The sequence below is a fragment of the Rhabdonatronobacter sediminivivens genome (genome assembly GCF_013415485.1).
Taxonomy (GTDB): Bacteria; Pseudomonadota; Alphaproteobacteria; order Rhodobacterales; family Rhodobacteraceae; genus Rhabdonatronobacter; species Rhabdonatronobacter sediminivivens.
In genome coordinates, this window is sequence record NZ_JACBXS010000028.1 from 1 (window position 1) to 20,026 (window position 20,026).

A 20,026-nucleotide genomic window follows, 5' to 3' on the forward strand; every position below is an offset into this window, starting at 1 on the left:
AGACCGCAGAGGCCGCCTAACCATGATCCCGGCAGCGCTGCCCCGACCCGATTTCAACATTCATCGGGACATCCCCGTGTTGCGCGCGGCGGTCAGGTTGGAAAGCGTGCACCAGCCCCGCTGGATCTTTCTCGATGCCGAAGCCGATCTGTCGGGCATCTCCCGCACCAATACCAGTGTCGAAACCGGTGTCCGTATCGACTCAATCGCTTCTGGCCTGAGCGAAGTCAACATGATCGGAATCCTGTTGGGCAACATGCAGGAGTATGCCTGAGCGCCTTGATGCAATCTGCGCGCTAGACGTTTTCGCTTGCGTTCTGCAATCCCGGAGGGTTCAGCCGCCCCCGACCGGCTGGCACCGGCCGCACCCCCATGCACCGAGCGCTCTTTTTCTAGGACTTCGATCGCACCGCACTTCCCGACGACCCGACCGCACTCCCCACCCGACCGCGCGCACACCACGCGGTAAGTGTGTGCTGTGACCAACCACACAGCAGCGAGCACAGCATGAACCCTTACGAGAATACCCCAACCGCGAAACTGATCGCAGACCGCGTCCGTGACCTGTCGCATCGCAAGACCCAGGCCGAGATCGCCTCCGAGGCGGGCTTCGCAAACGCGAACATGATGACCTTTCTCAAGAACGGGCGCAACAAGGTGCCGCTCGACCGGGTGCCTTCGCTTGCGAAGGCGCTGGAGGTCGATCCTGCGATGCTCATGCGTTTGGCGCTGGACCAGGCGGTGGGTGCGACGGCGGCGCAGGCCATCACCGAGATCTTCGGCACGCCCGTCACCCAGAACGAGCGCGGCTGGCTGGCCGAGATCCGCGACGCTTCCGACAACAGCGACCCGCGTCTGACCGGACGCGCCCGCACGGCGCTCAGGGGGATCTTCGGCAAATGACCTGTGACTTGATCTCTCATGTGCGGGGACCGGCGGGTCCGCTGGGACCGCGGGACCGGTTCGCATGACCCGGCGCGACATGGACGACACCACCTTCACGCTCCCCACGGCCCCGTCCGGGTCGTGGGAGGAGCTGACCCCGAACGAGCGCGCGTGGATAGAGTTCATCCGCATCATCTCCTGCGGCAGCGACCCCAGGGTCACGCCTGCAAGGATCCACGCGCTGCGTGAGGCGCTCGACATGGGACGGGAGGGCGCGGGACGGGGCGGCGGCTGAGGCGCGCTCGGAGGCCGGGTCAGCCTTTTCCTAGGTGCAGGGCAGATGAGAGGGGAACCACACGAGCGGTCCTGTCCCGTTCCTTTGAGCCGGACACGTAGCGCGTGAGAAGCCGAGCGTCAGGCTGGAGCGCAGGACGGTCGGCGGTGGTGGGCTGGTGTGTTTCGGCAGACTCCTGGGAGCGCAGCCATGGCACGAGCCGTCAGCTATCCGAATCGAACTGCTCGGTCGGCACCTTGTCGGTCTTGACCGTCGTCATGACCTGGCGTCGAGATTCCTGTGGTCCGGATTTCTGATCCGGGTAACTGTTCCGGAGCCGCCCGAGGTCGAATTTCAAGTCACTGATTTAATTAATTTTTATGATCTGGTCGGAGTGAGAGGATTCGAACCTCCGGCCCCTGCCTCCCGAAGACAGTGCTCTACCAGGCTGAGCTACACTCCGAACCGATGCGGGCGGGTTACCCCGGGTGCGGGGGTTTTGCAAGGGGTTTGTCAGCCCGTGGGGGCGCCGCGCGCGGGTCGCGTGCGGCGCCCTGGGTCAGTCTTCTTGCCGCAGGCCGCGGCCGTGGCCGGAATGCCCGCCTGCGACCTCTTCGGTTGCCTCGGCGGGGAGTTCGTGCGGCAGGATCAGATTCAGCACAAGGGCAATCACCGTTGCGGGCAGCAGCCCTGTCACCAGCAGCACCCGCAGGGTTTCGGGGACATGCTGCAACGCGCCGGGTTCCAGCTGCAGGCCCAAGCCAACCGACAGCGCCACCGCAAAGATCACCATGTTGCGGCGGTTCCAGATCACATCGGACAGCATGTTGATCCCGGCGGCGCAGACCATGCCGAACATGACCACCACACCGCCGCCCAGAACCTCGATCGGGACCGAGGCGACCACGGCGCCGATCTTGGGGATCAGCCCGCAGACAATCAGGAACACCGCGCCGATGGTGGCGACATGGCGGCTCATCACGCCGGTCATGGCGATCAGGCCCACGTTCTGCGAGAAAGAGGTGTTGGGCAGCGCGCCGAAGGCCCCGGCGATGAAGGAGCCGATGCCGTCGGCATAGGTGGCGCCTGCGACCTCGGTATCGGTGGCCTCGCGCCCGGCGCCGGCCTTGGTGATGCCCGAGACATCGCCCACGGTCTCGATCGCCGAGACAAAGGCCATGAGGCAGAAGCCGACGATGGCCGCGACCGAGAATTCGAAGCCGAAGGGCAGGGGGGCGGGCACCTGCACCCAGGCGGCGGTCTGGACCGGGGCAAAGCTGACCTGCCCGGTGGCAACAGCCACCAGGTAGCCCGCGATCAGGCCGATCAGCACGGCGGCCACGGACCAGATGCCGCGGGCAAAGAACTTCATGCCCAGTGTGACGAAGATCACCACCAGCGCCAGCGACCAGCTGGACCAGTTGCCATAGGCCTCGGTGCCCATGGCGGGCACACCGCCTGCGGAATACTGGATGCCCACGCGCACCAGCGCCAGGCCGATCATCAGCACCACCAGCCCGGTGATCAGCGGCGGCAGGGCAAAGCGGATGCGCCCGATCACCGTGCCCAGAACCGCGTGGAACAGCCCGCCTGCCAGCACGCCGCAGGCGATGATGCCCATCGCCTCGACCCCCTTGCCCGCGACCAGCGGGATCATGATGGGAATGAAGGCAAAGGACGTGCCCTGCACGATGGGCAGGCGCGACCCCACGGGCCCGGCGCCGATGGTCTGGATCAGCGTGGCCGCGCCCGCAAAGAGCATGGACATCTGGATCATGTAGGTCATGTCCGGGAAGCCGAGCGCCCCCTGATCCGACCCGAAGCCGAAGCCTGCGGCCCCGGCGATGATGATGGCGACGGTGACGTTCGACACGAACATCGCCAGCACATGCTGGATGCCCAGCGGGATCGCCTTGGCAAGGGGGGGTGTGTAGTTCGGATCGCGCAGCTGCGCTGGCGTTCCGAGGGACGTATCGGCCATGGGGGATTCCTCCTCTCCCGGTTGGATGGTGGCTGGCGCGCGCCTCCTCTGCGTGCGGCGGCCGCCTGCGGGTGCCCGGGTTCAGCCCGGATCTGTGGATTGGATGATGGTCCAGGGGGTATCGAACCAGTGTTCTTCAAGGTTCTCGCCCGGCCCGATCCGGTCGACCACTGCGAAGCGCCCGGGTGCGGCCAGCGGGGTCAGCACCCCGTGCCAGATGCCGCGGTGCAGGTTGATCCCCTGGGTGCCATCGGTGAGGAAGGCGCGCGGGATGCCGGGCTGGCCCTGGATATCGGGGGCGGTGATCACCAGAAACGGGTGTTCATGCATGGGGATGAAGGACTGGGCGCCATCGGGGTGGCGTTCGACCATCTCCAGCGGGTAGGGCAGGGTGCGGGGCTGGGCCAGAAAGAGCGAGACACCGGCCCGGCCATCGGTGCCGAAATCCAGCCGCGCGCGGTCATGGAAGCGCCCGCAAAGCCCCTGGTTGATGATCCTGTCCGGGCTGCCTGCGCAGTCGAGCACATCGCCGAAGGGCGCGAAGGCGGAAGCGGTCAGCGGTTCGGTGCGTAGGGTGCGGGGCATGGCAGGATCCTGTCGGTTGCAAGACGGAGCGCGCGTGCCGCGCGCAAGCCTTCTGGCCCTTCGGGCGGTGGAAGGGGGCGTTGCCCCCTCTGCGCCCGTTCCGGGCGCTTTCACCCCCGGCGTATTTGAGGCAAGATGAAGCTCAGGCGAAGGGGCGGCCCAGGGCGGGGTGGCGGTTGACATCCTTGTAGAGCAGGTAGCGGAAGGGTTCGGGGCCGCCGGCGTAGCAGGCCTGGGGGCAGAAGGCGCGCAGCCACATGTAGTCGCCGGCCTCGACCTCGACCCAGTCGCGGTTGAGGCGGTAGACGCCCTTGCCCTGGAGCACGAAGAGCCCGTGTTCCATGACATGGGTTTCCTCGAACGGGATGACGCCGCCGGGTTGCAGGGTGACGAGGGTCATGTGCATGTCATGGCGCAGGTCCGTGGGGTCCACGAAGCGGGTGGTGGCCCAGGCGCCATTCGTATCGGGCATGGGCGTGGGGGCGGTGGTGCTGTCATGGGCGATGACGGGTTCGGGCGGGGTCAGGCCCGGCGCCGGTTGCCAGCGTTTGCGGACCCAGTGCAGGCGCGCGGTGGATTTTGCGTGAAGCTGCCAGTCGGCGCCGGGGGGGATCCAGGCGAAGCTGCCGGGGGTGAGGGAGTGGGTGGTGCTGCCGAGGGTGAGTTCGGCGCTACCGTCGGTGAGGAACAGCGCGCCCTGCGCCGTGGGGTCCGGTTCAGGGGTGGTGGAGCCGCCGCCGGGCGCGATCTCCATCACGTAATGGGCGAAAGTTTCGGCGAAGCCGGACAGCGGGCGGGCGATGATCCAGGCGCGGGTATCGTGCCAGCCGGGCAGGAGCGAGGTGGTGATGTCAGAAAAGGTGCCACGGGGGAGGACGGCGTAAGCCTCGGTAAAGGTGGCGCGGCCGGTATGGAGCGCGGTCTGGGGGGGCAGGCCGCCGGTGGGGCTGTAATAGGTGGTCATGGCAGGATGTCCTTGAGCCGCAATTCGGCGATGCGTTCGACCTGCGCGCAGGCGGTGGCGAATTCGGTGTCGGTGTCATTGTCGATGCGTTGCTGGAAGGCGGCAAGGATGCCCGGTTTGTCATGGTCGCGCACGGCGATGATGAAGGGGAAGCCATGTTTTGCCACATAGTCGGTGTTCAGGCGCTGGAAGGTGGCGCGTTCGTCATCGGTCAGCGCGTCCAGCCCGGCGCTGGCCTGTTCGGCGGTGGAATCCGCCGTCAGCCGTTTTGCCGCGGCCAGCTTGCCCGCCAGATCCGGGTGGGCGGTGAGCACGCCCAGGCGTTCCTCCCGACTGGCGGCCCGGAACATGCGGGCCAGCGCGCTGTGCAGTCCTGTGGCGCTGTCATGGGCGGGGCCAAGCTCCAGCGCGTGGGCGCGTTCAGCGATCCAGGGAGAGTGTTCGAAGATGCCGCCGAAGCGGGCCACGAAGGTCTCGCGGTCCATGGCGCTGGGCCGTTCGCGGCGTTTGTGCGGGTGGGTGGCGGCCCAGTGGCGGGCGATGTCGATGCGCCGGGCGAACCAGACCCCCTGATGCGCCTGCACATGGTCCAGAAAGCGGATCAGCCCGGCCAGCTTGCCCGGGCGGCCGATCAGGCGGCAATGCAGGCCGATGCTGAGCATCTTTGGCGCGCCCGCTTCGCCTTCGGCATAGAGCACATCGAAGGCATCGCGCAGGTAGCTTTCGAAATCGCCCCCCGTGACCCAGCCGGGGGCGGTGGCGAAGCGCATGTCATTGGCCTCCAGCGTGTAGGGGATGACCAGTTGGTCGCGGTCGCCGATTTCGACCCAATGGGGCAGGTCGTCGTCATAGGTGTCCGAGATCCAGTCGAAGGCACCGGTTTCCGCAGTCAGGCGGACGGTGTTGATGGAACAGCGCCCTGTATACCAGCCCTGCGGGGGGGTGCCGGTGACCTCCGTGTGCAGGCGGATGGCCTCATGGATGGATGCGCGTTCCTCGGGTTCGGGCATGTCCTTGTGTTCGACCCATTTCAGGCCGTGGCTGGCGATCTCCCAATCGGCGGATTTCATGGCGGCCACCTGTTCGGGGCTGCGGGCCAGGGCGCTGGCCACGCCATAGATGGTCACCGGCAGGCCACGCGCGGTGAACAGCCGGTGCAGCCGCCAGAACCCGGCGCGGGCGCCATAGTCATAGATCGATTCCATGTTCCAGTGGCGCTGTCCCGGCCAGGGCTGGGCGCCGGGGATGTCGGACAGGAACCCTTCGGAGGCCGCATCGCCGTGCAACAGGCAGTTCTCGCCGCCCTCTTCATAGTTCAGAACCAGCGAGATGGCGATCTTCGCGCCACCGGGCCAGCGCGGGTCCGGGGGGGTGGCGCCATATCCGGTCAGGTTGCGGGGGTAACGGGTCACGTGCGGGCCTCCGGTTGCGATGATTATCTGGTAACGCAAAACAATCAGAAATTTATTCAGGGAATTTTTGAAAGAGCTTTCGTGCGGACGGGCTTCATTCCACGGCCTGTCTGCGGCACAACAGGGCGTTCCGAAGCAGGAGGCGATGCAATGGCCGGATTTCTGACCACCCATGTTCTGGACACCGCCCGGGGGTGCCCGGCGCAGGGGTTGAAGATCACGCTTTACCGGATCGACAGAGGCGGGCGCGAAAGGATTGCCGAAACCGTGACCAATGCGGATGGGCGCACCGACAGCCCGATCCTGCCGCAGGAGCGGTTTGCTGTAGGGGAGTATGAGCTGGTCTTTGCCGCCGGGGATTATCTGCGCGCCAGCGGGCAGGCCGGGGCCGCGCCGCTGTTCCTGGACCAGGTGCCGATCCGTTTCGGCATGTCCGAGGGGGACAGCCACTATCATGTGCCGCTTTTGCTATCGCCCTATGGGTATTCCACCTATCGCGGCAGTTGATCCATTGACCCCGCAGGCCCCTGCGCGGATACTGCGCAGGCCGTAACGGGGGCCTGCATGTCCGATACGATCCTGCTTTACCTTCCTGTTGCGCTGCACCGCCAGGATGGTGAACTTTACCTTGAAGATCAGGCCTGTAACGGGTTGCGGCTGTGGGCCGAGCATTTCGACCGGGTGCTGGTGCTGCAGCCGCTGTCATCGGCCCCGCCGCCGCCCAACTGGGTGCCGCTGGACCGGATCGGCCCGGCGCGGGCGCGGGTAGACTTCATCACCCTGCCCGAGTGCTGGCGCCCGCTGCCGTTCCTGATGGCGCTGCCGCGCTGCCTGCCGGTGATCCGCGGTGCCATTGCGCGGGCGGATCGGCTGGGCTTTGCCATTGGCGGGCTGGTCGGGGACTGGGGCAGTATCGCCGCCTGGTGCGCGCATCGGATGGGCAAGCCCTTCTACGTCTGGACCGACCGGGTTGAAAGCGAGGTGGTGCGCCGCACCGCCGCGCGCCAGCCCTGGCGGCGGCGGCTGCGCGCGCATCTGGAGCACCGCCCCATGGCCTGGGCGGAACGCGCGCTGATCCGGCGCGCGGCGCTGGGCCTGTTCCATGGGCGCGAGACATTCGAGGCATACGCCCCCCATTGCCGCAATCCGCATCTGGTCCATGACATTCATCTGGCGCGGGCGGATCATGTCAGCGAAGACGCCTTGCAGGCCAAGCTGGACAGCGTCGGCGAGGGGCCGCTGCGGATTGTCTATGTGGGGCGGGCCGATGCCATGAAGGGCGCCCAGGACTGGCTGGACGTGCTGGAGGCATTGGCCCGCAAAGGGGTGGCGTTTCATGCCCGGTGGCTGGGGACTGGCCCTGCGCTTGAGACCATGCGCGCGCGGGTGGCGGGCGGGCCGCTGGCAGGGATGGTGGACCTGCCGGGGCATGTGCAGGCGCGCGCCACGGTGCTGGAGGCCTTGCGCACGGCGCATATGATGCTGTTCTGCCACAAGACCCCCGAAAGCCCGCGCTGCCTGATCGAGGCGCTGGCCTCGGCCTGTCCGATCGTGGGCTATGGCTGCGCCTTTTCGCGCGATCTGATTGCCGGGCATGGGGGCGGGGCGTTGGTGGCGCGCGATGACGTGGGGGCGCTGGCCGCGCGGGTGGCGGAACTGGCCTCGGACCGCGCCGCGCTGGTGGATCTGATCGCGCGCGCCCGGCATGATGGCGCAGGCTTTCATGATGAGGCGGTTTTTGCGCACCGTGCCGCCCTGATCCGCGAACATCTGCCTCTGGCGCGTGAAGTGTCGGTGGCAAGGTGATGCATCATCAAGGTGCAGCACCTGTGGAGCCGTTGCACAAGCGCCCCCGGGCCGCGCCCACCCACCCACCCTGCGCGTCCCGGGGGCGCTGACCAGCGCGCAGGCGCGTTGGACGGGTGCTCAGGGTGTTCCTTCGGTCTGGATCGCACTGCGGCAGCGGGTGGCCACGAAATCGGAAAACAGCCGGATCTTGGGGTCGCGCAGGCGCCGGTGCGGGGTCAGCAGGCTGAGGCTGACGGGCAGGGGCGGTGTCGCCGTGGCCACTGGCACCAGCGCGCCGCTGCGCAGGTGGTCGGCGACCTCGAACATCGGTTTGAGGATGATCCCGCGCCCGTCCAGTGCCCAGCCGGTCAGCACATCGCCATCATCGGATTCGAACGGGCCGCTGATGCTGTAGCGTTTCACGCCCTCGGGCGTCTGCAGGTGCCACTGGAATTCCCGCGCGCCGGGAAAGCGCAGGTTCAGGCAGTCATGCCCTTCGGCCAGCAGGGCCTCGCCGTCCCGCGGGGTGCCGCGGCGGGCCAGATAGGCGGGCGCCGCGCAGAGCACCCGCGGGCAATCGGCAATCTGGCGGACCTTGAGCGCCGAATCCTCCAGCCGCCCCAGGTGAAAGGCCAGGTCCAGCCCCTCGCCGATGACATCGATGCCGCGGTCCGACAGCCGCAGGCGCACGTCGATATCGGGGTAGGCATCCTTGAAGGCCGGGACTGCGGGGGCGATCAGGCGCCGACCCAGCCCCAGCGGCGCGGCCACGAAGATGGTCCCGCGCGGGTTGCGGGTGGCATCGACCACGGCGGCCTCGGCGGCTTCGATTGCCTCAAGCACCTTGAGCGCGCCGTCATAGAAGATCCGCCCGCTCTCCGTAGCATGGAGCGACCGCGTGGTGCGGTTGAACAGCCGCACGCCCAGGTGCTTTTCCAGCTCGGCAATGCGTGAGGAGGCCACCGCGGGCGAGGTGCGCTGATCGCGCGCCGCCGCCGACATGCTGCCCAATTCATGCACACGCACGAACATGCGCAGATTATTCACATAGGACATGGCATTTTCTGGCTGTGTTTGAAAGTGATCGGGGATTAATGGAATTATCAGAAAGATGCGCCCCGGTATAGCCTGCGCGAAACCTCAGGGAGGAAAACCCATGTTCGAACTTGCCGTGCTGGGCGCCTGGTCCGAATTCGCGCTGCGCTGGCTGCATGTCATCACCGCCATCGCCTGGATCGGCTCCAGCTTCTACTTCATTGCGCTGGACCTGGGCCTGCGCAAGTCTCCGGACCTGCCAAAGGGCGCCTATGGCGAGGAATGGCAGGTCCATGGCGGCGGCTTCTATCATATCCAGAAATATCTGGTGGCGCCCGACCGGCTGCCCGAGCATCTGATCTGGCACAAATGGCAAAGCTATTCGACCTGGTTGTCGGGCTTCGCCCTGATGGCGGTGGTCTATTACCTGGGCGCCGAATTCTACCTGATCGACCCCTCCCGCGCCGATCTTGCGGTCTGGCAGGCGGTGGCGCTGTCGATGGCCTCGCTGGCGGTGGGCTGGGTGATCTACGACCGGCTGTGCAAGTCCCGTTTCGGCGAGGATAACACCCGTCTGATGATCCTGCTCTTCGTGCTGCTGGTGCTCATGGCCTGGGGCTATACGCAGGTGTTCACGGGGCGCGCGGCGCTGCTGCATCTGGGCGCCTTTACCGCCACGATCATGAGCGCCAATGTCTTTTTCATCATCATCCCCAACCAGAAGATCGTCGTCGCCGACCTGCGCGCCGGCCGCACCCCGGACCCGAAATACGGGGTGATCGCCAAGCAGCGCTCCACGCACAACAACTACCTGACCCTGCCGGTGATCTTCCTGATGCTCTCGCATCACTACCCGCTGGCCTTCGCGTCCGATTACAACTGGCTGATCGCGGGGCTGGTGTTCCTGATGGGGGTGACCATCCGCCATTTCTTCAACACCATGCACGCCGGCGGCGGCTATGTCTGGTGGACATGGGCGGCCACGGTGCTGCTGTTTCTGGGCGCGGTCTGGCTGTCGGTGCTGGGCGATCCGGCGCGCGAGGCGCGCGACGACCTTGCCGCCCTGTCCCCCGATCAGGCCCGTTTCGCCGATGATCCCGCATTCGAGGATGTCTACTGGGCCGTCGTTGGCCATTGCTCCATGTGCCACGCCGATGACCCCGTCTGGCCCGGGCTGCACTGGGCCCCGAAGGGTATCGTGCTGGAGACCGAGGCCCAGATCGCCCGCGCCGCCCGCACCATCTATCTGCAATCCGGCCGCAGCCACGCCATGCCCCCCCCGGCCACGGTGATGATGGACACCGAAAACCGGCAACTCATTTCTGAATGGTACCGCCGCGCGCGCGCCTCCTGATCATTTTCTTGCTTCAAATACTCCGGGGGAGTCGCCCGCAAGGGCGACGGGGGCAGCGCCCCCGGCCACGCATGAACCAGAAAGCCCCGCCGGTCTTCCGGCGGGGCTTTTCCGTTCTCTCAAAGCTCGGCGGCGCAGGGTCAGCCCAGAGCGGCCTGCTTCACCTCATCGTCGATATAGGGCACGTATTGCGCGAAATTCTCGGCGAACATGCCCACCAGCTTGCGCGCCTGCGCGTCATAGGCATTGCCGTCGGCCCAGGTCTGACGCGGGTCCAGCAGCGCATCGTCAACGCCCGGCACCGAAACCGGCACCTCAAAGCCGAAATTCGGATCCTTGCGGAACTCCACATTGCTCAGCCACCCGTTCAAGGCCGCCGACAGGAGCGCGCGCGTGGCCTTGATCGGCATGCGCTGGCCCGTGCCATAGGCGCCGCCGGTCCAGCCGGTGTTCACCAGCCAGCAGTCCGAACCATGCTGCGCGATCTTGGCCTGCAGCAGCTTGCCGTAAACCTCGGGGCGGCGGGCCATGAAGGGGGCGCCGAAACAGGTGCTGAAGGTGGGCTGCGGCTCCAGGATGCCGCGCTCGGTCCCGGCGGCCTTGGCGGTGAAGCCCGACAGGAAGTGATACATGGCCTGCGCCGGATTCAGCCGCGCGATCGGGGGCAGCACGCCAAAGGCATCGCAGGTCAGCATGACGATGTTCTTCGGCACGCCCGCGACCGAGGTGGTCGATGCATTCGGGATCGCCTCCAGCGGATAGGCCACGCGGGCGTTGACCGTCAGGCTGCCATCGTCGAAATCCATCTCCAGCGTGTCCGGATCGAAAACCACGTTCTCCAGCACGCTGCCGAAGCGGGTGGTTGTGGCGTAGATCTCGGGCTCGGCCTCGCGGCTCAGATTGATGGTCTTGGCGTAGCAGCCGCCTTCGAAGTTGAAGATGCCATCATCCGACCAGCCATGCTCGTCATCGCCGATCAGCGTGCGCTCAGGGTCGGCCGAAAGCGTGGTCTTGCCGGTCCCCGACAGCCCGAAGAAGATCGCCGCCTCGGACGGGTCGCCCGTGGCATGGTTGGCCGAGCAATGCATCGGCATCACGCCCTTGGCGGGCAGCAGGTAGTTCAGGATCGAGAACACGGATTTCTTGTTCTCGCCGCCGTATTCGCTGGCGCCGATCAGCACCAGCTTGCGCTCGAAATTGATGGCGATGACGGTTTCCGAACGGCAGCCGTGGCGGGCGGGGTCGGCCTTGAACGTGGGGCAGTTGATGATGGTGAATTCCGGGTCGAACGTGGCCAGTTCAGAGGCCTCGGGGCGGCGCAGCATGTGGCGGATGAACAGCCCGTGCCAGGCCAGTTCCGTCACCAGCCGCACATCCAGCCGATAGGCCGGATCGGCACCGGCATAGAGGTCCTGCACGAAATACTCGCGCCCCTGCATATGGGCCAGCATGTCCTGATACAGGCGCTCGAAGGCCTCGGGGTCCATGGGGGGGTTGTTTTCCCACCAGATGCTGTCTTCGACATCGGGGGTGCGCACGACGAACTTGTCCTTGGGCGAGCGGCCGGTATGCACGCCGGTGGTCACCATGATGGTGCCGCCATGACCCAGCGTCCCTTCGCCGCGCCGCACCGAGGCCTGCACCAGCGCGGGCTCCAGAAGGTTGTAATGGGCGGCGGCCAGGCCCGTGATGCCCTGGTCCTCAAGTCGTTTGCGTGGGTTCACCCGCTCCATGCTCATCTTTGTCTGCTCCTTGTCGCCGCGCACCATGCGGGCTGTTGCCGATCAGGATGAACGGCCCCTCCCACGGCGCCGCCCGGTCCGGTGTTCATGCAATCCCGGTGGCGTCCTCTTACCATGCTGCGCGAACAAGGGAACAGGGTGGTATGCCACAGTTAGCGCAACCATCCGGTTGTTAGCGCAATTTCAATCTTTGATCGGTTTCATGCCTGTTGCCGATTGGCATGGCGCGGCGGTGAAACAGGCTCGGATCTGGGGCAGCATGCAGTATTTTGTTGATTCTGGGGGCGGATTTCGTCAGAATCTGGCAAAATAATGGCGTAACGCCAATGACCGAGCAGTAATTTAAGGACAGGCCAATGTCAAAAATCGCCCTTGTGGACGACGACAGGAACATCCTGACGTCGGTTTCGATCTGCCTTGAAGCCGAAGGGTTCGAGGTTGAGACCTATAATGACGGGCAATCCGCGCTCGATGCCTTCAACCGCAAGATGCCGGATATGGCGGTGCTGGACATGAAGATGCCGCGCATGGACGGGATGGAGCTGTTGCAGCGTCTGCGCCAGAAGACGCAGATGCCGGTGATCTTCCTGACCTCCAAGGATGATGAAATCGACGAGGTTCTGGGGCTGCGCATGGGCGCCGATGACTATGTGAAGAAGCCCTTTTCCCAGCGGCTTCTGGTCGAACGCATCCGCGCCCTGCTGCGTCGGCAGGACGTGTTGCGCAACGGTGAGGAAACCGTGACCGAGGAAACCAAGGTCATGGTGCGCGGCAGCCTGGAGATGGACCCGCTGCGCCATTCCGTGACCTGGAAGGGCAAGGACGTCACGCTGACCGTGACCGAATTCCTGCTGCTGCAGGCTCTGGCCCAGCGCCCCGGTTTCGTGAAAAGCCGCGACCAGTTGATGGACGTGGCCTATGATGACCAGGTCTATGTCGATGACCGCACCATTGACAGTCATATCAAGCGGTTGCGCAAGAAGATGCGCGCCGTGGACGAGGAATTCTCCTCGATCGAAACCCTCTATGGCATCGGCTACAAGTATAACGAAGCCTGACGCTTGGGGACCGGCAGAACGCAGGCAAGGGGTTGGGCAGGCAGATGAGTGTCGCACGAACAGATGTGGTTCTGGGCGAGGACTGGGTCCGCCCGGATGACGCCGTCGAATCCGAGGTGCAACAGCGCCGCGCCCGCCGGGGCGTGTTCAGCATCTACCGCTCGCCGCTGGCGCGCAAGATCGTGCTGTTCAACCTGGTGGCGCTGATCCTGCTGGTGGCGGGGATCCTGTTCACCAACCCGTTCCGTGACAATCTGCTGTTGCAGCATGAACGCACCCTGATCACCAAGGCCGAAATGGTGGCCGATGTGATCTCCGGGGCGGGCGGGATGGACGCTGCCGGCCCCGCGCTGGTCAGCGCCCTGACCCTGGACCCCGAGACCGAGCTGATCCTGTTCACCCCGGAGGCCGAGGTAGCCGAGCGCAAGAGCGGCGCGCGGCGCTTTTCCTCGCCCCCGCCGGAAGACGGCTATGCCGAACGCTCCACCGTCATCAGCAATTTCCTGTCCTCGGTCTGGTCAGGGCTGACGCTGGTCACCGGCTCGCATCTGTTGAACGAGGATGCCCCCGACCTGGAAACCGCGCGGGCTGAGGTGCTGCAGCGCGCCGCGGCGGGCATGTCGGACAGCCATGTGCTGCGCAACGCTTCGGGCGGTGGCATGTGGATCATCGTCGCCGCCCCGGTGCTGCAGGACGGGGCGCTGGCGGGCACGGTGATGCTGCAGACCGATGCCTCGGCCATTGACCAGTCCATGCGCCATGAACGCGAACAGGTGCTGCAGATGTTCCTGATCGCGCTGCTGGTGTCGATCGGGCTGAGTTTCGCGTTGGCCTCGACCATCGCCAACCCGCTGGCCGATCTGGCCATGGCCGCCGAACTGGGCCGCAACCGCGATGCGCGCAAGGTCAACCCCGGCCGCGTGCGGATCCCGGATCTGACGGGCCGCCCGGATGAGATCGGGCGCCTGTCCAAGGCCATGCGGGGCATGGTCTCGGCGCTTTATGACCGGATCGAGGTCAACGAACAATTCGCCGCCGATGTCTCGCATGAGATCAAGAACCCGCTGGCCTCGCTGCGGTCCGCCGTTGGCACCCTGCGCATGGCCAAGCGCGAAGATCAGGTTCAGCGCCTGCTGGATGTGGTCGAACATGATGTGCGCCGGATCGACCGGCTGATCTCGGACACCTCCAACGCCTCGCGGCTGGACAGCGAGTTGGTGAAGGAAGAGGAAGAGGAGTTCGACCTCTGCCGGACCCTGGGCAATCTGAGCGAGCATCTCTCGCGCGAGGCGGCGTCCAAGGGGGTGGAATTCATCAGGGCGCTGCCGGAGGAGCCGATCATCATCACCGGGCTGGAGGCGCGGCTGGCGCAGGTGTTCGTCAACCTGATCACCAACGCCATCTCCTTTTGCGAGCCGGGCGACGCGGTGCGCATCTGGGCGCGCAAGCGTGATGACCGCGTGCTGGTGGTGGTCGAGGATACCGGCCCCGGCATCCCCGAACAGGCCCTGACCCGCATCTTCAAGCGATTCTATTCCGAACGCCCCGAAAAGCAGTTCGGCAACCATTCCGGCCTGGGCCTGGCGATTTCCAAGCAGATCGTCGAGGCGCATAACGGCGTCATCTGGGCCGAAAACATCCGTGCCCCGGGCGAAAGCCTCGAAACCCCGCCGCTGGGTGCGCGATTCGTCGTCGGGCTTCCGATGTGAACGATGCTGCCGCAGCGCCTGCGCAGACCGAACACGCCAGCGCGGTGGCGCTGGAGATCGGCGGGGCGTGGCGGGGGGCACTGATCCTGGGCCCGGCGGGAAGCGGCAAATCCGCGCTGGCGTTGGAGCTGATGGCCATTGGGGCGCGGCTGGTGGCCGATGACCGGGTGCGGCTGGCCCGGCAGGGGCGCGCGGTGCTGGCCATGGCGCCACCGTCGATTGCCGGACTGATCGAGGCGCGCGGCATTGGCCTGTTGCAGGCAGAGCCCGTGGCCCACGCGCCGGTGGAACTGGTGGTTGATCTGGGGCAGATTGAAGCGCATAGATTGCCGCCTGCACGGCGAATTGATCTGCTGGGCGTGTCGATTCCGCTTGTGCACAAGGTCGAAAACGCTTGCTTTGCCGCCGCAATGCTTCAGCTATTGAAAGGCGCGATACGATATCCGGAAACCCCGATACCTGTGAGATGAGAGACAACGACACGGAAATGATCGTCTTTGTGACCGGCCCGGCAGGGGCCGGGCGGGGAACGGCGCTCAACGCGCTGGAGGATGCAGGGTTCGAGGTGATCGACAACCTGCCCCTGGCGCTGGTGCCGCAGGTTGCCGAAGGGCGCGCGCCGGGCCGCCCGCTGGCGCTGGGGATCGACCCGCGCAGCCGCGACTTCGCCCCCGACAACTTCTTGCAGGTGCTGGAGGATCTGCGCGCGCGCGACCGCAACCGCGTTGACCTGGTGTTTCTGGATTGCGCGGTGCAGACGCTGCTGCGGCGGTTTTCGGAAACCCGGCGGCGCCACCCGCTGAGCGCGGGCGCAGCGCCATCGGACGGGATTGCGCTGGAGATCCTGTTGCTGGAACCCATGCGGCTGCGCGCGGATTACCTGATCGACACTTCGGAGATGAGCCCCCATGACCTGCGCGCCGAGATGACGCGCTGGTTCGGATCGGACGCTTCGGCGCAGTTGACCGTCAGCCTGCAGTCGTTTTCCTACAAGCGCGGTCTGCCGCATGAGGCGGATCTGGTCTTTGACTGCCGGTTCCTGCGCAATCCGCACTGGGAACCCGCGCTGCGCCCGCGCGACGGGCGTGACCCCGAAGTGGCCGCCCATGTGGCCGGGGACGCGCGCTTCGCGCCCTTTCTGGAGCGGGTGATGGCCATGCTGGACCTGGTGCTTCCCGCCAACGCCGAGGAAGGCAAGACCACGGTGAATATCGCCATTGGCTGTACCGGAGGGCGCCATCGGTCGGTGATGTTGGTGGAAAAACTGGCCCCGGCTCTTGTGGATCAGGGGTGGCAGGTGTCTAAACGGCATCGGGAATTGACAAGGATTGCGGCTCAGCCGTCGGTGTAGGATGAACGGACAACCGGGGGTCATCGGAATTGTGCTGGTCGCCCATGGTGGCCTGGCGCGCGAATATCTCGCCGCCGTGGAACATGTGCTGGGCAAGCAACCGGGGATGCGCGCCATCTCCATCGAATATGACCATGACCGCGCTGTGAAACAGGCCGAAATCACCGCCGCCGCCGATGCGGTGGATACGGGCCATGGTGTGGTGGTGGTGACCGACATGTTCGGCGGCTCGCCCTCCAACCTGTCGCTGCCCGCCTGTTCCGCGCCCAATCGCCGGATCCTCTACGGGGCGAACCTGCCGATGCTGATCAAGTTGACGAAAAGCCGCCACCTGCCGGTGGCCGAGGCAGCCTCGCGCGCGCTGGATGCGGGGCGGCGGTATATCAATACCATTGAGTATGGCGGCAGCGGGCTCTGAGGCACCGCGCCGGCCAAGGGGGGCAGGATGATTGAGAAGACCTTGCAGATATTGAATGAAAAGGGATTGCATGCGCGGGCCTCGGCCAAGCTGGTCGAGGTGGTGGAGCGCTTCGACGCCGAAGCCGAGGTCGAAAAGGACGGGATGAGCGTTTCGGGCGATTCGATCATGGGGTTGCTGATGCTGGCAGCCTCACGCGGGACCGAGATCACCGTGCGCACCACCGGCCCGGACGCCCAGCCCCTGGCCGAAGCGCTGGAGGAGCTGGTGGCCACCCGCTTTGGCGAGGACATGTAGCGCTGAGGAAGCGCCGCCCCCGGATCAGCGGGTCGGCACCGGCGTTTCGCCGCGATAGTCGTAGAAACCGCGCTCGGTCTTGCGGCCCAGCCAGCCGGCTTCGACATATTTCACCAGAAGCGGGCAGGGGCGGTATTTGGTATCCGCCAGCCCGTCATGCAGCACGTTCATGATGGCCAGGCAGGTGTCCAGGCCGATGAAATCGGCCAGCTCCAGCGGACCCATGGGATGGTTGGCCCCCAGTTTCAGTGACCGGTCGATGGATTCCACCGACCCCACGCCCTCATAGAGCGTATAGACGGCCTCGTTGATCATCGGCATCAGGATGCGGTTGACAATGAAGGCGGGGAAATCCTCGGCGCTGGCCGAGGTCTTGCCCAGGCGGTCCACAACCTTGCGCAGGGTCTGATAGGTTTCGTCATCGGTGGCGATGCCGCGGATCAGTTCCACCAGCTGCATCACCGGAACCGGGTTCATGAAGTGGAAGCCCATGAAGCGTTCCGGCCGGTCGGTGCGGCTGGCCAGCCGGGTGATGGAGATGGACGAGGTGTTCGAGGTCAGGATCGTATGCGGCTGCAGATGCGGCAGCAGGTCCTCGAAGATCGCCTGTTTCACGGTTTCGCGTTCGGTCGCGGCCTCGATGATCAGGTCGCATTTGCCCAGGTCGGTCAGGGTGGTGGTGGTGCTGATGCGCGCCATGGCGGCATCCTTGTCGGATTGCGAGATCTTCTCGCGGCTGACCTGGCGTTGCAGGTTGCGGTCGATCAGCGCGACGGCGCCGGACAGCGCTTCGCTTGAAATGTCATTCAGCAGCACCTCATATCCTGACAGGGCAAAGACATGTGCGATGCCATTGCCCATCTGACCTGCGCCAACCACGCCGACCGAGGTGATGTCCATGTGATATTCTCCTGCTGGCTTTGGCGCAGACCATAGGCGCGCGGGGCATCCGGGTGCAAGGGGCAAGCCTGCAATGCAAAACGGCGCCCGCGGGCGCCGTCAGACCCAGCGCCTTCGGGCGCAAGGCGTTACTTGGATGTCGAGGCTTCGCCCTTGGCCTTTTCCGGCACGCGGCGCTGGTCGGTGGCGGCCTTGACCGCCGCCGAAGGCTGGGCGGCCGGGGCAGGCTGTGCCGGCTTCGGCGCGGGGGCGGCGGCATCGGCGCTGCGGTTGCGGTTGGTTGCCAGCGGGTCGTCATTGCGCTGAACCGAGCCTTCGAAATGCGCGCCCGATTCGATGGCGATGGTCTTGTGGATGATATCCCCTTCGACCCGGGCCGAGGAGGTGAGCCGCACCTTCAGCCCGCGCACCCGGCCGATGACCCGGCCATTGATGACGATGTCATCGGCCACGATTTCACCGCGGATGGTGGCTGTTTCGCCGACGGTCAGCAGATGCGCGCGAATGTCGCCGTCAACCTCGCCCTCGACCACGACATCGCCGGTGGTGTTGAGGTTGCCGGTGATGGTCAGATCCGAAGACAGGGTAGAGGCTGCGGGCTTGGCGCGGGTGGATTGGGCGCTGTCGGCGCCGCTGTCGCCACGGGACAGGAAGCCGGGCACCGAATCGCTCGTGGTGCGGGCGGGCGCCTCCTCGGCTGCGTTCGCCTTGGGCCCGGGTTCATTGATGCGGCTTTTAGAAAACATGCTGTCCTGCCCTTATGTAGGTGATCGGATTGACCGGAGTGCCGCCGACCCGCACCTCATAGTGCAGATGTACGCCGGTGGACTGGCCAGTGGTGCCCATACCACCTATTCGATCCCCGCGCGAGACCCTTTGGCCCGCCCGCACGTTGACGCTGTTCAAATGGGCGTAATAGGTCTCGATGCCGAAATCATGCCTGATGATCACCAGATTGCCGTATCCGCCTTGGCGTCCGGCTTGCGTGACCACGCCATCGGCAGTGGCGTGGATCGGCGTGCCGCGCGGTCCGGCCCAGTCCAGGCCGTTATGCATCCGGTTGCGCCCGGTCAGCGGATGGCGGCGCGGGCCAAACCCCGAGGTCTGGCGCACATTCCCCGATACCACCGGTCTGGACACCGGCAGCCGCCCGACACCGATGCGATAGCGGTTGAGCTTGTCCAGCCCGGCCAGAACGGAATTGGCGCGCGCCTCATCGCTGTCCGGATCCAGCGAGCCGCTGGTCGAAACCGAGATCGGCCGCAGCGCCGGGGCGTCGGCGGATGCGCCGCTGCGCACCGCGCTCAGGATCTGCTGGGTGGATACGCCTGCATTGCGGAACACGCGCTCCAGCGGCACCATCGACAGCTCCACCGCTTCTTCCAGTTGCTCGAAGATGCGGTTGTTGCGCTCTGCCATCAGCCGGGTTTCCATGGCCATGTGTTCGGCCTGCTGGCGGTACTGATCGGCCATGTGGTCCGAGGCATCGCGCTCCAGCGCCGTGTTTTCCAGCGCCGTCAGCAGAAAGCCGACCATGTCATCGGCATCGCGGGCCAGATCCAGCGCCGTGCGGCTGCCACCGTTTTCTTCGGCCTGCACCTGGGTCAGGGCGGCAAGCTGTTCGCGGGCCTCGTCACGGTCGCGCAGGGCGCGGCGCAGGGTGCGCTGGACGGTTTCGATCCCGGCCTCCAGCTCCATCCGCCGCTCTTCCGAGGCAAGCAGGCTGGACTGCATTTCCGAAACGCGCTGCATCGCCTGGCTGAAGCGGTCATGGGCGGCGTCGGCTTCGGCGGCGCGGGCGTCGCGCTGCTGGGCCATGGCGTCCAGCCGGGCTTCGTAATTGGCCTGCTCACGGGCCACCTGATCGCGCAGATTGCCGGAGCCGATGCTGCTCATCAGCAGGATGGCGGTGGCGATCATCGACCAGGCGACAAAGGCCACCGTGCCGCCGATCATCGTGGCCTGGGTCAGGGGGCGAAGCCGGACAAATCGGGTCTTGTCATCCGCGCGAAGGAAAAGCCGCTTCTCGGGCAAGATGGGTTCCAGCCGTCCATTCAGCCGGTCGCTCAACGTCTGCAATATCCTGTCCCCGTGCGTTCGGTGCCGTTTTTTGTGCGTCTCGAAGCGGGTCGCCTGCTCGGGGCGTAGTCTGTCCCGCCTTGTGCCCCGGTGTTAGGAAGATGTTAAAGCGGGCGCAAGATTTTTGGCGCCTGTTGCCGTGGTGCATCGGGGTTGTTGCGGGCGGTTGGGCGAAATCTTGCCGATTTTTCGCC

22 protein-coding genes and 1 tRNA gene are annotated in these 20,026 nt (G+C 65.7%); 12 read left to right on the forward strand and 11 right to left on the reverse strand.

Annotated elements, in window-relative coordinates; all coding sequences use genetic code 11:
• The 3 genes from HUK65_RS13020 to HUK65_RS13030 form a co-directional block, all read left to right on the forward strand.
• A partial coding sequence (locus HUK65_RS13020) for a hypothetical protein (RefSeq protein ID WP_235442136.1) occupies positions 1-274 on the forward strand: 274 nt, incomplete at its 5' end.
• A gap of 233 nt (positions 275-507) precedes the next feature.
• Complete coding sequence (locus HUK65_RS13025) at positions 508-903, forward strand: helix-turn-helix transcriptional regulator (RefSeq protein WP_179906709.1); 396 nt, start codon at positions 508-510, stop codon at positions 901-903.
• 79 nt (positions 904-982) lie between these two features.
• Entirely contained in the window at positions 983-1,180 is a 198-nt protein-coding gene (locus HUK65_RS13030) for a hypothetical protein (protein ID WP_179906710.1), read from the forward strand.
• A gap of 202 nt (positions 1,181-1,382) precedes the next feature.
• Here HUK65_RS13030 and HUK65_RS19015 read toward each other — a convergent pair whose 3' ends face one another.
• The 6 genes from HUK65_RS19015 to puuE all read right to left on the reverse strand — a co-directional run bounded on the left by HUK65_RS19015 (position 1,383) and on the right by puuE (position 6,101).
• The gene (locus HUK65_RS19015) at positions 1,383-1,517 is read right to left on the reverse strand and encodes a hypothetical protein (RefSeq protein WP_268839405.1); all 135 of its coding nucleotides are present in this window, start codon (positions 1,515-1,517) and stop codon (positions 1,383-1,385) included.
• A 28-nt stretch (positions 1,518-1,545) separates the two neighbouring features.
• Positions 1,546-1,622 (reverse strand) — tRNA-Pro (locus HUK65_RS13035).
• 96 nt (positions 1,623-1,718) lie between these two features.
• Entirely contained in the window at positions 1,719-3,140 is a 1,422-nt protein-coding gene (locus HUK65_RS13040) for a uracil-xanthine permease family protein (RefSeq protein WP_179906711.1), read from the reverse strand.
• An 81-nt stretch (positions 3,141-3,221) separates the two neighbouring features.
• Positions 3,222-3,725 (reverse strand): ureidoglycolate lyase, encoded by a 504-nt coding sequence (locus HUK65_RS13045; protein WP_179906712.1) that lies wholly within the window; start codon positions 3,723-3,725, stop codon positions 3,222-3,224.
• 142 nt (positions 3,726-3,867) lie between these two features.
• Positions 3,868-4,689 carry a bifunctional allantoicase/(S)-ureidoglycine aminohydrolase gene (locus HUK65_RS13050; RefSeq protein WP_179906713.1) on the reverse strand — a complete coding sequence of 274 codons (822 nt, stop codon included), beginning with the start codon at positions 4,687-4,689 and terminating at the stop codon, positions 3,868-3,870.
• Complete coding sequence (puuE, locus tag HUK65_RS13055; RefSeq protein ID WP_179906714.1) at positions 4,686-6,101, reverse strand: allantoinase PuuE; 1,416 nt, start codon at positions 6,099-6,101, stop codon at positions 4,686-4,688. Before puuE ends, HUK65_RS13050 begins: the two co-directional genes overlap by 4 nt.
• Before the next feature lie 150 nt (positions 6,102-6,251).
• Between puuE and uraH the strand changes: the two genes are divergently transcribed.
• Entirely contained in the window at positions 6,252-6,608 is a 357-nt protein-coding gene (gene uraH, locus HUK65_RS13060; RefSeq protein ID WP_179906715.1) for a hydroxyisourate hydrolase, read from the forward strand.
• Positions 6,609-6,665: 57 nt separating this feature from the next.
• Positions 6,666-7,907, forward strand: coding sequence for a glycosyltransferase (locus HUK65_RS13065; RefSeq protein WP_179906716.1), 1,242 nt, complete (start codon positions 6,666-6,668; stop codon positions 7,905-7,907).
• A 120-nt stretch (positions 7,908-8,027) separates the two neighbouring features.
• Here HUK65_RS13065 and HUK65_RS13070 read toward each other — a convergent pair whose 3' ends face one another.
• Positions 8,028-8,945, reverse strand: coding sequence for a LysR family transcriptional regulator (locus HUK65_RS13070; RefSeq protein ID WP_179906717.1), 918 nt, complete (start codon positions 8,943-8,945; stop codon positions 8,028-8,030).
• A 100-nt stretch (positions 8,946-9,045) separates the two neighbouring features.
• On the opposite strand from HUK65_RS13070, the gene HUK65_RS13075 reads away from it, so the two are divergent.
• Entirely contained in the window at positions 9,046-10,278 is a 1,233-nt protein-coding gene (locus tag HUK65_RS13075) for a urate hydroxylase PuuD (RefSeq protein ID WP_179906718.1), read from the forward strand.
• Between the two features lie 140 nt (positions 10,279-10,418).
• On the opposite strand, the gene HUK65_RS13080 is transcribed toward HUK65_RS13075, so the two are convergent.
• Complete coding sequence (locus HUK65_RS13080) at positions 10,419-12,017, reverse strand: phosphoenolpyruvate carboxykinase (RefSeq protein ID WP_179906719.1); 1,599 nt, start codon at positions 12,015-12,017, stop codon at positions 10,419-10,421.
• Between the two features lie 359 nt (positions 12,018-12,376).
• Here HUK65_RS13080 and HUK65_RS13085 point away from each other — a divergent pair, with 359 nt between their 5' ends.
• The 6 genes from HUK65_RS13085 to HUK65_RS13110 are packed head-to-tail and all read left to right on the forward strand — an operon-like array spanning position 12,377 to position 16,853.
• Entirely contained in the window at positions 12,377-13,078 is a 702-nt protein-coding gene (locus tag HUK65_RS13085) for a response regulator transcription factor (RefSeq protein WP_179906720.1), read from the forward strand.
• Positions 13,079-13,122: 44 nt separating this feature from the next.
• On the forward strand, positions 13,123-14,787 hold the full coding sequence (locus HUK65_RS13090) for a sensor histidine kinase (protein WP_179906721.1): 1,665 nt from the start codon (positions 13,123-13,125) through the stop codon (positions 14,785-14,787).
• Entirely contained in the window at positions 14,784-15,257 is a 474-nt protein-coding gene (locus tag HUK65_RS13095; RefSeq protein WP_179906722.1) for an HPr kinase/phosphorylase, read from the forward strand. Before HUK65_RS13090 ends, HUK65_RS13095 begins: the two co-directional genes overlap by 4 nt.
• Positions 15,254-16,138 (forward strand): RNase adapter RapZ, encoded by an 885-nt coding sequence (gene rapZ / locus HUK65_RS13100; protein WP_179906723.1) that lies wholly within the window; start codon positions 15,254-15,256, stop codon positions 16,136-16,138. The genes HUK65_RS13095 and rapZ overlap by 4 nt, the downstream gene beginning before the upstream one ends.
• Position 16,139: 1 nt before the next feature.
• On the forward strand, positions 16,140-16,556 hold the full coding sequence (locus HUK65_RS13105) for a PTS sugar transporter subunit IIA (protein WP_179906724.1): 417 nt from the start codon (positions 16,140-16,142) through the stop codon (positions 16,554-16,556).
• Positions 16,557-16,583: 27 nt separating this feature from the next.
• Positions 16,584-16,853, forward strand: coding sequence for an HPr family phosphocarrier protein (locus HUK65_RS13110; protein WP_179906725.1), 270 nt, complete (start codon positions 16,584-16,586; stop codon positions 16,851-16,853).
• Positions 16,854-16,877: 24 nt separating this feature from the next.
• Here HUK65_RS13110 and HUK65_RS13115 read toward each other — a convergent pair whose 3' ends face one another.
• From HUK65_RS13115 to HUK65_RS13125, 3 genes are all read right to left on the reverse strand, one after another.
• On the reverse strand, positions 16,878-17,753 hold the full coding sequence (locus HUK65_RS13115) for a 3-hydroxybutyryl-CoA dehydrogenase (RefSeq protein ID WP_179906726.1): 876 nt from the start codon (positions 17,751-17,753) through the stop codon (positions 16,878-16,880).
• 128 nt (positions 17,754-17,881) lie between these two features.
• Positions 17,882-18,499: a bactofilin family protein gene (locus HUK65_RS13120; protein ID WP_179906727.1), complete on the reverse strand. Its 618-nt coding sequence runs from the start codon at positions 18,497-18,499 to the stop codon at positions 17,882-17,884.
• Positions 18,489-19,823, reverse strand: a complete 1,335-nt coding sequence (locus HUK65_RS13125) for a DUF5930 domain-containing protein (RefSeq protein WP_235442137.1) — start codon at positions 19,821-19,823, stop codon at positions 18,489-18,491. The genes HUK65_RS13120 and HUK65_RS13125 overlap by 11 nt, the downstream gene beginning before the upstream one ends.
• Positions 19,824-20,026 lie beyond the last annotated feature (203 nt).